The sequence below is a fragment of the Peribacillus sp. ACCC06369 genome, from assembly GCF_030348945.1.
In the GTDB taxonomy this organism is placed as follows: domain Bacteria; phylum Bacillota; class Bacilli; order Bacillales; family DSM-1321; genus Peribacillus.
Genome location: NZ_JAUCEN010000002.1, coordinates 171,703 through 187,267, shown reverse-complemented (window position 1 = coordinate 187,267; position 15,565 = coordinate 171,703). Strand labels below are relative to the sequence as shown.

Sequence of the window (15,565 nt, the reverse complement as noted above, 5' to 3'; positions counted from 1 at the left end):
AACCAAACTAAAATTGTTTAAAACTTTAATCACCTTCTTTACTATATAAAAAATTATTTAGCAGTAACTCCGAGTGCCCCGCCACTATAACTAATAGTCGCTTCAGCATAAGTTGTCGAATATGCTACAGAGGCTGTATATGGATATGTTTGTTTAAGTGCACAAGACTTTCCAGAAGTGCATGACACTGTTAAGGTTTTATCTTGCACCTAACCAACACCACCAGATCCAACTAATCCATAGGCAGTATGCCTAATTTTTGTAGTGATTTTTGTAGGAGTTCCTTTGGTAACTGTTGTCGTTACATTACCACCAAAAGAATTATTAACAATTCCATGATTTGATGATACAGATCCTTTCAAATTTGCACTAATTTTTGAATTAGAATTACTTCCTAAGACGGTGGCAGTTTTTACAGGCATGATAGGAGAGTTTGATGTCTTCGCATAAAGCTTCACAAATTCAGCATCGTCAAAACTTAATTCTTCACCAACATCGTAGTAATCTGATATTTCTGAAAATTTTTGATAAATTTCTTCTTGTGTTAAATCCTTTTGAAGACTCTCAGCTGAAGAATTTACTTCTGGAAAACATACTAACATAACAAATACAGCAATGATTGGCCAAATGGTCTTTTTCATTTGAATCCCCTGTAATAAATATCTTAAAGTAGTTTGGTTGCAATATTTTTATATCTTCACTTTATCAAAAATCAATAGCACAAGGAGTTCCAAATTTGGAACACCCTGTGCTTTTTTTGAATTTAAAACTATTTATGACTCGCAACCGTAAAGGTGAGGTCATAAGGACCGAGGAATCTGCCTTTTTGCCTATGGAGTTAGATCAGACGGCAGATATGAGATATTATAACCTAAGGACCACATCGTTTCACTTTTTATATGAATAAACCCCGAATAATGGACACTTTAATAGAGGGTCAACTCACCCTTAATAATCAGCTTTTATTATTTCCGCCAAAAAGTTGAACAGTCTGTCTTATCAAAAATATTAAACTCAATCATTTTTTCAAGTAATGAGTAATCAACCGGATTATCCCACTTGATACGTACCAACTGCTTGGTGTAATCATAGCCAGCCTGCACGATTTCATCAGAGAAATGATCGATCCCTGCCTTTTCAGGGGCAACAGCCAAATGATGTTTGGCTACGCTAAAGCCAATGATATATGTGTCATGATCGGTAAACATAGGCTGATTCCACGCAATTTTCGGCATTAAATTTGGAAATTTCTTAGTTACCCAAGCCAAGACTTCTTCCGTTCGTTCCCTATGTTGCGGGTTATCAATATTCGCTAAAAATTCCGCAAAAACTTCCATGTCATTCTCTCCTAAATTAAAAAAATTTTATGAAGACTTCACTTTCAACAATGCACCATAGGAAGATCTTTAACTTTGCTCTAATGAATGCCGTGATTCCCTACCGATGGATGTAATAGAATGCATTAAACAACTTTATTGTCACTGCACATCGTTTCCTATTCCTTAGCCTGCTTTAATCCACTTATCAACTTGAGAGGTTCACGTTATTTTAGACATTAAAAATACCCCTTTGGCTAATCATAGCCAAAGGGGTAAAGCTTCGCAACTTTTTATAAACAGTTAATCTTTATTTAGATCTACTTAACTTCGTTGAGGAAAAAATCTTGTATTATCGTACCTCTACGACAAAAGTATAAGAGGAGTCTCCATTTGACCATTTAGCGTTCATTTCAATTACATACTTTCCTTTTTCCGACGGTAAGGTTATGTTGTGTTGATTCAAAGGTAATTCTTCGCCACGCTTTTCTTCTTCCCATAAATAAGCCTGTAATTGTGGTTGGGAGCCATCATTAAACTCTACATTTGCAACTGAACTTTGTTCAACTATTTCCGCTTTCATATCTTCAGCAATTTGAAAGGGTGCAGCAGCATCGGCGATAACCGTCGTATTGGAGAGGAAACTCTTTTTTTCCCACTGATAAGTACCTCTAGCTGTTTCGATATTTACATCGTTTATTTTCACTTTCGCTTCTGGTGGTTCTTCTTTGGTTTCATTCGAACAACCTCCTACTATAAGTAAGAGCAGCATCAATATAGCGTATAATTTCTTAACTTTCACGTTAATCCCACCTTTTTTTGTTAGACGTTAACTATGTATAAAAGTTACATGCCTACTTCTAACTTTTTGGGTTCACTTCAAATAGGTGGTCTCTTCTATTTGTTTTAAACCAACAATAAGATTAACAATCTTATCCAAAAGTAAATTAATACTGTATCTCGAAATAAAAAGGATAAATTTAAAGGACCAGCCTGATATCCAGGCTGGTCTTTTGGTTTATTCGTAACATGAATTATTTTTAATTACCAATCTCGTTAGAACAGGACTACCACAGGAAGAACTATCCTTTGATTCAGTTGCTGAAGTAACAGAATAGCAGCAACTAGAAGCTAGATTCATACTGCACACCATAAAAAAGTATTATATATAAAAAAAGAAGCATAGGATATAACCCTATGCTTCTAGTGCTTAATCTTTATATCGAGTACCCAACTTTGTTGTTCAGTACCCGACTTTGTTGTCTTTCAACAAACATACGTTGCATTCATTCCAACTTACTCAACCGTTACACTTTTCGCAAGGTTACGTGGTTTATCCACGTCACATTCGCGGTGCAAGGCAGCGTAGTAAGCAATGAGCTGCAGCGGGATAACAGAGATAAGGGGTGTTAATAGTTCATTCACTTCCGGGATGACGAAACGGTCATCCTCTTCTTCCAGACCCTTCATGGAAATGATGCAAGGGTTGGCGCCGCGGGCAACCACTTCTTTAACATTTCCACGGATGCTTAGGTTGACGCCTGCTTGAGTGGCAAGGGCTATGACAGGTGTACCTTCTTCAATCAAGGCGATCGTTCCGTGTTTAAGCTCTCCGCCAGCAAAGCCTTCTGCCTGGATGTATGATATCTCCTTCAGCTTAAGGGCCCCTTCAAGAACAACATAGTAGTCAAGGGAACGGCCAATGAAGAAGCAGTTTCTTGTAACGGACATATATTCACGGGCAATGGCTTCCATCTCTTCTTTCGAGTCACAGAGGGCTTCCATTGCTGTCGCAACGATTCCAAGCTCTTTTACAAGGTCGAAATCATACTCCATTTTACGGAATTTGCCAGTTACATTTGCTAATATGGACAGGACTGCCACTTGAGCTGTGTAAGCCTTTGTAGAGGCCACGGCTATTTCAGGGCCAGCATGCAGCAAGAGCGTATAATCCGCTTCACGTGACAATGTAGAGCCCGGTACGTTCGTGATGGTCAGAGCTTTATGACCAAGCGCTTTGATGGACACTAATACGGCACGGCTATCTGCAGTTTCACCACTTTGTGAAATGAAGATGAATAACGGTTTTTTCGATAATAACGGCATATTGTAAGTGAATTCCGATGCCACATGGACCTCAACCGGAATTTCAGTCATTTTTTCGATGAACTGCTTACCAATCAATCCTGCATGATAGCTGGTTCCGCAAGCGATGATATAAATACGGTCAGCCTCACTTACCGCTTCAGTAATGCTATAATCGATTGCAAGTTTACCTTCTTCATTTTGGTATGCTTGAATGATTTTACGTATGACAGCTGGCTGCTCGTCGACTTCTTTAAGCATATAGTGAGGATACGTACCTTTTTCAATATCACTTGCATCCAGTTCAGCAGTATATGGAGCTCGCATAACTTCTTCGTTGGAAAGGTTCTTGATCGTTACCTTTTCACTTGTCACGATAACCATTTCTTTATCCATCAGTTCAAGGAATTGATCTGTGACTTGCAACATGGCCATTGCATCTGAAGCGATAACGTTAAAATCATTTCCCACACCGATCAGCAGCGGGCTTTTATTTTTTGCGACAAAAATGGTTTCATCATTTTCAGCATCCAAAAGGGCAATGGCATATGAGCCTTCTAATAGAGTGAGTGTTTGACGGAACGCCTCTTCCACTTCCATACCATCGTTTACGAACTTCTCAATTAGTTGAACGATGACTTCCGTATCCGTTTCGCTTTTAAAGGCAACATCCTTTAAATATTCACGTTTTAGAATCGCATAGTTTTCAATGACCCCATTATGAACTAAAGTCAAGCGACCTGAATTACTTTGGTGAGGATGAGCATTCTCACGGCTTGGCACACCATGGGTGGCCCAGCGTGTATGTCCTATTCCAGTATATGCAATAGTGTTATCATCCACGGCACCGCGTAAGTCCGCGATTCGTCCCTTTTCCTTGAAGATTGTCACGCCTGCATCATTTTTCACAGCAATCCCTGAAGAGTCATATCCGCGGTATTCAAGTTTTTCAAGACCTTTTAATAAAATTTCCTTTGCATCACTAAGTCCAATATATCCAACAATTCCACACATAATTTCTGTTCCTCCAACCGATTCGAGGGAACAGGAATGCACGGGGGCATCCCTGCCCCCTCATCTCTAATATATTTTTATAAAGGAAATGCCCTAAAGCACTTTTTCCCATTGTGCATTTCCAACCCTTTGTGCAGTAAGTTGCCCTACTGTTTTATGATTGGAATTACTGCGGCTGTGCACTTCAGCCGGGAGGTATCCGCCGATCATTCGATAAACCTCCTCCTCGTCAACTAAGCCTTTCTCGACCAGACTTAGTTCAGGCGCTTTTGTAAATCTGTTTCTCCTTGCCTACCCTCCTTTTTAAAAACAACCATTTTAGAGAAAATGAGTTGTAAATCAGGATAATCATACCTTAAACAAGGGACATAGGTCAATTCTTTATTACCAAGACCTACGAAAAAGAACTTCTTTATAAAAATATGCATAAAAGGAAATTTCGTTCCTTTTATGCATTGGATTGGTTATTCGTTTATTCCCATTTCCGCTCTTACCACTGAGACGATGCGATCTACATAATTAGTGCATTCTTCAGCAGTCGGTGCTTCAGCCATAACACGGACTAGCGGTTCAGTACCGGATGGTCTCACCAAAATGCGACCGTTTCCGTTCATTTCCCCTTCGACTGCCTTAATGACTTCCTGTACCTTTTCATTATCAGTTACAGCATGCTTATCGGTAACTCTGACGTTGATGAGTGTCTGTGGATATTTCCTCATCTCGCCAGCGAGCTCTGATAAGGTTTTTTGGGTGTCACTCATGATGTTCACAAGCTGTAAGCCCGTCAATAAGCCATCTCCTGTGGTGTTATAGTCCAGGAAGATGATATGTCCGGATTGTTCGCCGCCAAGGTTATAGCCGCCTTTTCGCATCTCTTCCACCACATAGCGATCCCCCACTGCCGTTTGGGCGCTTTGTATACCGTGCTCTTCAAGACCTTTATAAAAACCAAGGTTGCTCATGATCGTAGAAACCACTGTTCCCTGTTTCAGACGATTATTTTCTTTCAAGTATTTCGCACATATATACATGATTTGGTCGCCGTCCACTATATTTCCTTTTTCATCTATGGCAATGACGCGGTCTCCGTCACCATCGAAAGCAAGTCCAACATCCGCACCTTTTTCTTTTAAGAATTCAGCAAGTGCTTCAGGGTGGGTGGAACCTACCTTGTCATTGATGTTCAAGCCATTGGGCGATGCCCCCATTGTAGAGATGTCTGCATCAAGATCCGCAAACAAATGCATGGCCAAGGCTGATGTCGCCCCATGTGCACAATCGAGCGCAACATGAATGCCTGTAAAGTCTTCATCCACTGATTGTTTCAAGTACTGGAGATACTTTTGCCCACCTTCGAAATAATCGTTCAAATGGCCTAAATCTCCGCCAACCGGGCGTGGAAGTTCATCCTTTTCCAAATCTAACAATGTTTCAATTTCCGCTTCTTGATCATCGGATAGCTTAAAACCATCCGGTCCAAAGAATTTAATGCCATTATCCTCTACTGGATTATGCGAAGCGGAAATCATGACACCTGCTTCGGCACTTAAGGCCTTTGTTAAATAGGCAACTCCCGGTGTCGAAATTACACCCAGGCGCATCACTTCAGCCCCAATGGATAATAGACCGGCAACAAGTGCACCTTCCAGCATTTCACCTGAAATTCGTGTATCGCGCCCTATGAGCACTTTGGGTTTTTCTGTATTTCTAGTAAGAACGTAGCCACCAAATCGGCCCAGTTTAAATGCCAGCTCCGGTGTTAATTCGCTATTCGCTATACCCCTTACTCCGTCTGTTCCAAAATATTTACCCATCTTTATCGCTCCTTCTTCGAATCGTTACTGAATTAAATGATGTTAAAGGAAGGTTATGTCTCTTCGGCTTTTGGAGTAATGGTGACCGAAACCGTTTCAGAATCCAGCTCCCAGTCCACTCCCTCAGGCACGTTTACCACCAGTTCTACATCATGCGTACCTTCATCTAAATTACTCACATCTACTGTAAGATTAATGTCGTCTTTAGTTATTTTCTTCAAGTCATCCGCCTCACCAAGCAAGGTGATGCTTGTTACATCGGATTCCAATTCGGCATCTTTGTCTTCCTGTATGCCCACAGGAACTATTTTTATATTGCTGAATGTTTTAGACTCAATGGCAGCCGGTTCATCTTCTTCGATTACTTGCTCTTTTTCTTCTTGTTTTGGTTCAGTTTCTGGTTCTTCCTCTTCTTCAACTGGCTCTGCAGTCACTTCATCTTCATCTACATCCACTTTCTCTGTACGAATCTTGACCTTTGCCTTACCCAAGGACATTTTTTGTACATTTTCCGGTTTAGTAAGATCGAGTTCCAATTCTGTATCACCATCAATTTTCGAGATATTTACAGGAAGATTTATTTCACTTATATCCCCAAGGCTCGTTTCTGAGCCAAATAAGGTGACCTCTTTTGGATCGACACTTATACTCTTGATCCTGATGCCATCCTTTGCCTTCCCAGTTTGCTTTGGTGTTATCGACACCGTTTTGGAAGGAATGCTCACTTTTAAGGAAACGGCAACTGAAGCTGGCTCAATCGTCACGTCCAACTTATTCAAGTCCCTGTCCAGGGCTTTAACGGTTGCCTTGCCGTTCACCGTTTCGTTAAGTCCCTTACTTATTTCAAGGTTTGCCTTTACATAGGAAATTTGTTCAATCGCATCTTTAGCACCCGTAATTTTGACAGTTTTCGGGCTAACTGTTGGTTGACCGGCAGTATATCCCTCTTCAAGTAAAGAGCTATTATACTCGGCTTCAACGGAGAATTCCTTCGTCACCCGTTCCTGAACGTTGACTTCCGCATATTCCGGATCGATCGTCGCCACTAACTTTTCATTCAACTCACTTATTTTAAATGTGACGGTTCTGTCCCCCATTGAGATTGCAGGATCAGAAAGGTCTACATACACTTTAAAGTCCCTTTGGTTTTTCGCATTTATCAATAGGCTTTTTGCTCCCTTTAGAGTAACATCAACCGTTTCCGGCACTCCGCTGACCACTAGATTCTCACGGTCATAGTACACTTCAACCGGTACATTTTCGATGGTCTCCGTACTGATTTCAGGGGCCGTCGATAAACCAAGGGATTTTTTATCCGACTCCATCTCAAAGTTAATGGAAATGAACAAAAGTGCTGCCAAGGCAAAAGCTACGATTCTCATAAACCAAGCGCTATTGGTGAATTTATCCATTCTTTTTCCCCCTCCAGTTAAAGATGCTTGAGGAAGTTGATTTGATGTTTTCCACTACCAGTTCACTTGTAAGCATGGCCCTAAATGATTCTTGATTCAAATCCCGGTAAAGTTCCCCGTTTTTAGTGACGGATATCCCACCCGTTTCTTCAGAAACGACAATCGTAAGACTATCCGTAACTTCACTCATGCCTATGGCTGCCCTATGCCGTGTGCCAAGCTCCTTTGATATGAATGGACTCTCTGATAATGGCAAATAGCATGCTGCAGCCGCCACCTGGTTATTTTGTAAAATAACTGCGCCATCATGGAGCGGCGTATTTGGGATGAAGATATTAATGAGCAGTTCTGAAGAAATATAGGATTTTAGGGGTATCCCCGTTTCAACATAATCCCCCAGCTCCGTACCCTTCTCTATCGTAATCAAGGCCCCAATCCGCCTTTTTGCCATATAAGTGGATGCCTTTAGGATTTCTTCGACTAAACGCTCTTGCTGATTCTCTTCTGGAACGGTGCCCCTTGCAAAGAGCTTCCCGCGTCCTAATTGTTCAAGTGCCCTTCTCAGTTCAGGTTGGAAAATGACGAGAATCGCCAATACTCCCCAATTCATGACTTGTGCCATTAACCATCCGAGTGTATTGAAACCAAACAGGTTGCTTAAGCTTTTTACAATGACAATTACAAAAATTCCTTTTAGCAGCTGAATAGCCTTCGTGCCTCGAATAATAGTTAACAATTTATATATCACAAACCATACAAGGAGAATATCAATGAAATTTACTACATAGTCCCAAACAGTCAAATTGGTTAAAGACATGTTGTTTCCTCCAGTCAGTATTACTCCAAATACCAATTACAATCTTTATACGATAACCTTAATAGTATACCATTTTTTAAATGATACATCTAAAAACTAGTGTGGGAAATTTACATGGCAAGAACGAACCATGCAAAATGGTTCTCTTCCCTTTAAAAAATAAAGCTGAGCGAAGTCACCGTATATGAAAAACGATGCTCTCCTCCCAGCTCTATTCCTTATTCATTTTTTTCCTCTTTAGCAGGAACCAACGAGGTTGCAGTATCCTTTACTTTATACCACATCCACTCAAAAGCTTGGTCAATAACATGGATGCTCCCAGTCACATTCCCTGCCTTAGACATATATTTATGCCCATTTATGACTGTCACATCTCCCTCTACTTCACCATCTATTTGAATGTTGCCATTTTGAACTACCACATCACCCTTGATTGTCTCACCCGCAGGCACAATCACAGTTTCACCTGCGACCACTAAGTTAGGCTGCTTTGATACTGAAAAATGTTCGTCCTGATTATAAGTGGAAAAAACAGATCCTGTCATCAATATGATGAACATCGCTGCCGCTGTCATGAAGGGATGGCTTTTGAACCAACGTTTGGCGCCCGTTGTTTTCGTTTCCTTTGGCAATTGAGCCATAACCTTTGCTGTAAAGTCATCCGGGGCCTTAATATGGGAAGTGCTTTGTACAAGAGCGACCGCCTTTTTCATTTCATGAAAGTAATTCCGGCATTCAGCACAGTTGTGCAAGTGCTCCCGTAAAACTTCTTTATGCTCCGGTTTGATGTCCTCATCTAAATAATCATGCATATATTCAATGATTTCCTCATGGCAGTTCATTTTTCTCACCTTCTTTTTATAAATGGCGTAGTTGTTTACGCAAGGCTTCCCGACCACGATGTATTCTCGTCTTAACCGTACCGACTGGCAAATCTAATATTTCACTGATTTCCTTTAAAGATAACTCTTCAATATACTTCAATACGATAACCGATCGGTATTTCTCGGGCAATTTCATTATTTCCACTTGAATGGTTTCCTGTAGTTCTAAAGATTCAACTTCTTCCTCGGGTTTCGCCATATCTGATGCTATTTGGGAATACATATTCAATCCCTCTGTCCCTGCCACCTCTGCATCTAGATAGTAATCCGGCTTTTTCTTGCGAAGGCGGTCAATACAAAGGTTGGTCGCAATCCGATATAACCATGTAGAAAATTTCATTTGTATATTGAAACTACGAATATTCACGAAGGCCCTTACAAAGGCCTCTTGTGCCAAATCCTCTGCTTCTTGCCTGTTTCCGAGCATCCTGAAACATATCTGGAAAACTTTGTCCTTGTAAATTTCGACAATTTCCCCAAATGCATTATGGTCTCCCTTTAATACTTGATTAATTCTCTCTTTAATGAGTGCATCCATTTTCCGGTATTACCCCCGCTCATGCGGCTATACGATTACTACGAATCGTAAGCTAAAAGGTTTCAAAAATTTAATACATTAATTTTAACAAAGTTTTACATTTAATGTTTAAGAAAAAAAAAAAAGGGCTATATAGTAAGAAATTGTAAAATTCGAGGGAGTGAATCTCTATATGACTGCTGAACAAATTTTAGACCATATTGAACAATACAGACAGAAGATGATGATTTTGGCTTCCCGTTCTTCGATGGTTGATAATGAAGTTATTGAAGTTAGCAGCAAACTGGATACTTTAATCAACCAATACCTCCATTTAACTAAAAATGGAGATCTCACACACCGACGTGCTCTTAAGTGAATATGGATATGCGATTGCAACCATCTATTTATAGATATGTTCATGTTACATACACCCTGGAAAATAAACCTACGTCTTCTAGCATATAAAAAACAGTAACCCATTACAAGCCGGTTACTGTTTCTTTTATTTTTTCAGTTATAATAACTTTTCTCCAAATAGCGAACCCATTAGAGCCACCGCAACGATTGCCGTTTTATTCCGCTCATCTAAAATGGGGTTCACTTCAACGAATTCAGCTGATGTAATCAAGTTGGCTTCAGCGAGCATTTCCATGGCCAAATGACTTTCCCGATAACTTATGCCACCAATCACCGGTGTCCCCACTCCGGGAGCATCTGCTGGGTCAACTCCATCCAAATCCAATGAAAGATGGACACCATCCGTTCTTTCCCTTAAATAATCTATGCATTCTTCCATGACCTTTGTCATTCCCATGCGATCAATCTCATGCATCGTAAATACTTTAATCCCTTTATCACGGATAAGTTCTTTTTCCCCTTCATCCAAAGACCTTGCCCCAATTATTACGATGTTTTCCGGTTTCACTTTTGGACCGGAACCATGGATATTGATCAGGTCCGGATGTCCAAGTCCAATACTGACAGCCAGGGGCATTCCATGTATATTCCCCGATGGCGAGGTTTCTTCCGTATTTAAATCCCCATGTGCGTCATACCAAATCACACCTACATTTTCATAGTGCTTTGCGACTCCCGCCAGTGTTCCTATAGCTATTGAATGGTCTCCTCCCAATACAAGCGGGAAGGAACCACCTTCTATTATTTCATCAACCCTTGCAGCTAACAGGGCGTTACCCTTTGCAACAAGCGGTAAGTTTTTCAGGTTGGTCCCAGGCTTATTTGCTTTTTCAGGCCGTCCTACAATTATATCTCCTAAATCCTCTACTTCTATATTTAACTGTTCAAGACGCTCGAAAATATCTGCGCAGCGGATGGCACTAGGTCCCATATCCACGCCCCGCCTTGCTTGACCAAGGTCCATAGGCAATCCAATGACGGAAATTTTCTGAATAGACATATAATTCCCCCTTTCACCCATTTTATATCGTATACGCCAAGTGGTTCAACTCGACATTTCCATGTATAATGATGCAACCTTTTCATACCTAATACGCTTTTTTTATAAGACCTATGAAAAAAAACCTTTCTAGACATAGGTTAACCAAAAAATGCTTTTATACAAAAAAAGTCTTAAACCATTTTGGCTTAAGACGTAAGTTTTGGTGTATGTAGTTGATGGTGGAGCCTAGCGGGATCGAACCGCTGACCTCCTGCGTGCAAGGCAGGCGCTCTCCCAGCTGAGCTAAGGCCCCTAAGGAATTTAAAATATATTAAGCGGAAGACGGGATTCGAACCCGCGACCCCAACCTTGGCAAGGTTGTATTCTACCACTGAACTACTTCCGCAAATGGCTGGGCTAGAAGGGATCGAACCTTCGCATGACGGAATCAAAATCCGTTGCCTTACCGCTTGGCTATAGCCCAATATATAATATGTAACAATTAATGTTCAACAAAATAAAAAGGTGGTAATCATATAATTCCCCATTAAAGAGAATATATAACTGATCCACAGGATTTTATTAAAATGGTGGAGGGGGGCAGATTCGAACTGCCGAACCCGAAGGAGCGGATTTACAGTCCGCCGCGTTTAGCCACTTCGCTACCCCTCCGCAATATATGGTTGTAAATGGTGCCGGCAAGAGGACTTGAACCCCCAACCTACTGATTACAAGTCAGTTGCTCTACCAGTTGAGCTACACCGGCAAGTAAAGAATAAATGGTGGAGGATGACGGGATCGAACCGCCGACCCTCTGCTTGTAAGGCAGATGCTCTCCCAGCTGAGCTAATCCTCCGGATTAATGAATTAAGAATGGTGACCCGTACGGGATTCGAACCCGTGTTACCGCCGTGAAAGGGCGGTGTCTTAACCGCTTGACCAACGGGCCGGACTACTTTGTGTACATAGATAGATTGGGAAGCTCCCAAGCGGATTCGAACCGCTGACCTCTTCCTTACCATGGAAGTGCTCTACCTACTGAGCTATGGAAGCATATGGCTCCGCAGGTAGGACTCGAACCTACGACCGTTCGGTTAACAGCCGAATGCTCTACCACTGAGCTACTGCGGAATAATATAATGTTTCCTAAAACCCATTTAAAGATTTAAATGAATTGCTTGGCGGCGTCCTACTCTCACAGGGGGAAACCCCCAACTACCATCGGCGCTGAAGAGCTTAACTGCCGTGTTCGGAATGGGAACGGGTGTGACCTCTTCGCTATCGCCACCAAACAATAAAGGAACGTTGTTCCTTCAAAACTAGATAATAAGAAGGTATTTCATTTTTTAAAAAGCGTTGGTTAAGTCCTCGATCTATTAGTATCAGTCAGCTCCACATGTCGCCACGCTTCCACCTCTGACCTATCAACCTGATCATCTTTCAGGGATCTTACTAGCTTGCGCCATGGGAAATCTCATCTTGAGGGGGGCTTCATGCTTAGATGCTTTCAGCACTTATCCCGTCCGCACGTAGCTACCCAGCTATGCCTTTGGCAAGACAACTGGTACACCAGCGGTGCGTCCATCCCGGTCCTCTCGTACTAAGGACAGCTCCTCTCAAATTTCCTGCGCCCGCGACGGATAGGGACCGAACTGTCTCACGACGTTCTGAACCCAGCTCGCGTACCGCTTTAATGGGCGAACAGCCCAACCCTTGGGACCGACTACAGCCCCAGGATGCGATGAGCCGACATCGAGGTGCCAAACCTCCCCGTCGATGTGGACTCTTGGGGGAGATAAGCCTGTTATCCCCGGGGTAGCTTTTATCCGTTGAGCGATGGCCCTTCCATGCGGAACCACCGGATCACTAAGCCCGACTTTCGTCCCTGCTCGACTTGTAGGTCTCGCAGTCAAGCTCCCTTGTGCCTTTACACTCTACGAATGATTTCCAACCATTCTGAGGGAACCTTTGGGCGCCTCCGTTACTCTTTAGGAGGCGACCGCCCCAGTCAAACTGCCCACCTGACACTGTCTCCCACCCCGATAAGGGGCGCGGGTTAGAATTTCAATACAGCCAGGGTAGTATCCCACCAACGCCTCCACCGAAGCTAGCGCTCCGGCTTCTCAGGCTCCTACCTATCCTGTACAAGCTGTACCAAAATTCAATATCAGGCTGCAGTAAAGCTCCACGGGGTCTTTCCGTCCTGTCGCGGGTAACCTGCATCTTCACAGGTACTATAATTTCACCGAGTCTCTCGTTGAGACAGTGCCCAGATCGTTACACCTTTCGTGCGGGTCGGAACTTACCCGACAAGGAATTTCGCTACCTTAGGACCGTTATAGTTACGGCCGCCGTTTACTGGGGCTTCGGTTCAAAGCTTCGCTTGCGCTAACCTCTCCCCTTAACCTTCCAGCACCGGGCAGGTGTCAGCCCCTATACTTCGCCTTGCGGCTTCGCAGAGACCTGTGTTTTTGCTAAACAGTCGCCTGGGCCTATTCACTGCGGCTTTTCCGGGCTATTCACCCTAAAAAGCACCCCTTCTCCCGAAGTTACGGGGTCATTTTGCCGAGTTCCTTAACGAGAGTTCTCTCGCACACCTTAGGATTCTCTCCTCGCCTACCTGTGTCGGTTTGCGGTACGGGCACCTTACATCTCACTAGAGGCTTTTCTTGGCAGCGTGGAATCAGGAACTTCGGTACTATATTTCCCTCGCCATCACAGCTCCGCCTTAATGGAAACGGGATTTGCCTCGTTTCCGGCCTAACTGCTTGGACGCGCATATCCAACAGCGCGCTTACCCTATCCTTCTGCGTCCCCCCATCGTTCAAACGATGTATAGGTGGTACAGGAATATCAACCTGTTGTCCATCGCCTACGCCTTTCGGCCTCGGCTTAGGTCCCGACTAACCCTGAGCGGACGAGCCTTCCTCAGGAAACCTTAGGCATTCGGTGGAAGGGATTCTCACCCTTCTTTCGCTACTCATACCGGCATTCTCACTTCTAAGCGCTCCACCAGTCCTTCCGGTCTGACTTCAACGCCCTTAGAACGCTCTCCTACCATCGACACCTAATGGTGTCAATCCACAGCTTCGGTGATACGTTTAGCCCCGGTACATTTTCGGCGCGGAGTCACTCGACCAGTGAGCTATTACGCACTCTTTAAATGGTGGCTGCTTCTGAGCCAACATCCTGGTTGTCTAAGCAACTCCACATCCTTTTCCACTTAACGTATACTTTGGGACCTTAGCTGGTGGTCTGGGCTGTTTCCCTTTCGACTACGGATCTTATCACTCGCAGTCTGACTCCCAAGAATAAGTATTTGGCATTCGGAGTTTGACTGAATTCGGTAACCCGTTGGGGGCCCCTAGTCCAATCAGTGCTCTACCTCCAATACTCTCATCTTGAGGCTAGCCCTAAAGCTATTTCGGAGAGAACCAGCTATCTCCAGGTTCGATTGGAATTTCTCCGCTACCCACACCTCATCCCCGCACTTTTCAACGTGCGTGGGTTCGGGCCTCCATTCAGTGTTACCTGAACTTCACCCTGGACATGGGTAGATCACCTGGTTTCGGGTCTACGACCTCATACTCATTCGCCCTATTCAGACTCGCTTTCGCTGCGGCTCCGTCTTATCAACTTAACCTCGCATGAAATCGTAACTCGCCGGTTCATTCTACAAAAGGCACGCCATTACCCATTAACGGGCTTTGACTACTTGTAGGCACACGGTTTCAGGATCTATTTCACTCCCCTTCCGGGGTGCTTTTCACCTTTCCCTCACGGTACTGGTTCACTATCGGTCACTAGGGAGTATTTAGCCTTGGGAGATGGTCCTCCCTGCTTCCGACGGGATTTCTCGTGTCCCGCCGTACTCAGGATCCACTCAGGAGGGAACGAAGTTTCAACTACAGGGTTTTTACCTTCTTTGACGGACCTTTCCAGGTCACTTCATTTACCCCGTTCCTTTGTAACTCCATGTTGAGTGTCCTACAACCCCAAGAGGCAAGCCTCTTGGTTTGGGCTAATTCCGTTTCGCTCGCCGCTACTCAGGAAATCGCATTTGCTTTCTCTTCCTCCGGGTACTTAGATGTTTCAGTTCCCCGGGTCTGCCTTCAGTACCCTATGTATTCAGGTAAAGATACTGTTCCATTACGAACAGTGGGTTTCCCCATTCGGAAATCTCCGGATCAAAGCTTACTTACAGCTCCCCGAAGCATATCGGTGTTAGTCCCGTCCTTCATCGGCTCCTAGTGCCAAGGCATCCACCGTGCGCCCTTTCTAACTTAACCGTTAAAAAGATCTTA

General features: G+C 43.4%; 11 protein-coding genes, 9 tRNA genes and 2 rRNA genes. 1 reads left to right on the top strand and 21 read right to left on the bottom strand.

Annotated elements, in window-relative coordinates:
* Positions 1-209 precede the first annotated feature (209 nt).
* The 9 genes from QUF78_RS01810 to sigW form a co-directional block, all read right to left on the bottom strand.
* The gene (locus tag QUF78_RS01810; protein ID WP_289323358.1) at positions 210-641 is read right to left on the bottom strand and encodes a hypothetical protein; all 432 of its coding nucleotides are present in this window, start codon (positions 639-641) and stop codon (positions 210-212) included.
* 324 nt (positions 642-965) lie between these two features.
* Positions 966-1,337, bottom strand: coding sequence for an iron chaperone (locus QUF78_RS01805; RefSeq protein WP_289323357.1), 372 nt, complete (start codon positions 1,335-1,337; stop codon positions 966-968).
* A 331-nt stretch (positions 1,338-1,668) separates the two neighbouring features.
* Positions 1,669-2,118, bottom strand: a complete 450-nt coding sequence (locus QUF78_RS01800; RefSeq protein WP_289323356.1) for a hypothetical protein — start codon at positions 2,116-2,118, stop codon at positions 1,669-1,671.
* A gap of 494 nt (positions 2,119-2,612) precedes the next feature.
* Positions 2,613-4,415: a glutamine--fructose-6-phosphate transaminase (isomerizing) gene (gene glmS, locus QUF78_RS01795; RefSeq protein WP_289323355.1), complete on the bottom strand. Its 1,803-nt coding sequence runs from the start codon at positions 4,413-4,415 to the stop codon at positions 2,613-2,615.
* Positions 4,416-4,879: 464 nt separating this feature from the next.
* The gene (gene glmM, locus QUF78_RS01790) at positions 4,880-6,229 is read right to left on the bottom strand and encodes a phosphoglucosamine mutase (RefSeq protein WP_289323354.1); all 1,350 of its coding nucleotides are present in this window, start codon (positions 6,227-6,229) and stop codon (positions 4,880-4,882) included.
* A 53-nt stretch (positions 6,230-6,282) separates the two neighbouring features.
* Positions 6,283-7,641: a CdaR family protein gene (locus QUF78_RS01785; RefSeq protein WP_289323353.1), complete on the bottom strand. Its 1,359-nt coding sequence runs from the start codon at positions 7,639-7,641 to the stop codon at positions 6,283-6,285.
* Entirely contained in the window at positions 7,634-8,458 is an 825-nt protein-coding gene (cdaA, locus tag QUF78_RS01780; protein WP_034304935.1) for a diadenylate cyclase CdaA, read from the bottom strand. Before cdaA ends, QUF78_RS01785 begins: the two co-directional genes overlap by 8 nt.
* A gap of 218 nt (positions 8,459-8,676) precedes the next feature.
* Positions 8,677-9,300, bottom strand: coding sequence for an anti-sigma factor family protein (locus QUF78_RS01775; protein WP_289318671.1), 624 nt, complete (start codon positions 9,298-9,300; stop codon positions 8,677-8,679).
* 16 nt (positions 9,301-9,316) lie between these two features.
* On the bottom strand, positions 9,317-9,880 hold the full coding sequence (gene sigW, locus QUF78_RS01770) for an RNA polymerase sigma factor SigW (protein ID WP_289318670.1): 564 nt from the start codon (positions 9,878-9,880) through the stop codon (positions 9,317-9,319).
* Positions 9,881-10,052: 172 nt separating this feature from the next.
* Between sigW and QUF78_RS01765 the strand changes: the two genes are divergently transcribed.
* Positions 10,053-10,238 carry an aspartyl-phosphate phosphatase Spo0E family protein gene (locus QUF78_RS01765; protein ID WP_289323352.1) on the top strand — a complete coding sequence of 62 codons (186 nt, stop codon included), beginning with the start codon at positions 10,053-10,055 and terminating at the stop codon, positions 10,236-10,238.
* Between the two features lie 138 nt (positions 10,239-10,376).
* Here QUF78_RS01765 and rocF read toward each other — a convergent pair whose 3' ends face one another.
* From rocF to QUF78_RS01705, 12 genes are all read right to left on the bottom strand, one after another.
* On the bottom strand, positions 10,377-11,279 hold the full coding sequence (gene rocF / locus QUF78_RS01760) for an arginase (RefSeq protein ID WP_289323351.1): 903 nt from the start codon (positions 11,277-11,279) through the stop codon (positions 10,377-10,379).
* A gap of 219 nt (positions 11,280-11,498) precedes the next feature.
* A tRNA-Ala gene (locus QUF78_RS01755) sits at positions 11,499-11,574 on the bottom strand.
* Positions 11,575-11,595: 21 nt separating this feature from the next.
* Positions 11,596-11,667, bottom strand: a tRNA-Gly gene (locus tag QUF78_RS01750).
* Positions 11,668-11,670: 3 nt separating this feature from the next.
* Positions 11,671-11,745 (bottom strand) — tRNA-Gln (locus tag QUF78_RS01745).
* A 104-nt stretch (positions 11,746-11,849) separates the two neighbouring features.
* A tRNA-Tyr gene (locus tag QUF78_RS01740) sits at positions 11,850-11,933 on the bottom strand.
* 18 nt (positions 11,934-11,951) lie between these two features.
* Positions 11,952-12,027: transfer RNA gene (locus QUF78_RS01735), tRNA-Thr, on the bottom strand.
* Between the two features lie 14 nt (positions 12,028-12,041).
* A tRNA-Val gene (locus tag QUF78_RS01730) sits at positions 12,042-12,117 on the bottom strand.
* An 18-nt stretch (positions 12,118-12,135) separates the two neighbouring features.
* Positions 12,136-12,210: transfer RNA gene (locus QUF78_RS01725), tRNA-Glu, on the bottom strand.
* A gap of 31 nt (positions 12,211-12,241) precedes the next feature.
* Positions 12,242-12,314 (bottom strand) — tRNA-Thr (locus QUF78_RS01720).
* Positions 12,315-12,317: 3 nt separating this feature from the next.
* Positions 12,318-12,392, bottom strand: a tRNA-Asn gene (locus QUF78_RS01715).
* 45 nt (positions 12,393-12,437) lie between these two features.
* Positions 12,438-12,553 (bottom strand): 5S ribosomal RNA (gene rrf, locus QUF78_RS01710).
* A gap of 64 nt (positions 12,554-12,617) precedes the next feature.
* Positions 12,618-15,550: ribosomal RNA gene (locus QUF78_RS01705) — 23S ribosomal RNA — on the bottom strand.
* Positions 15,551-15,565 lie beyond the last annotated feature (15 nt).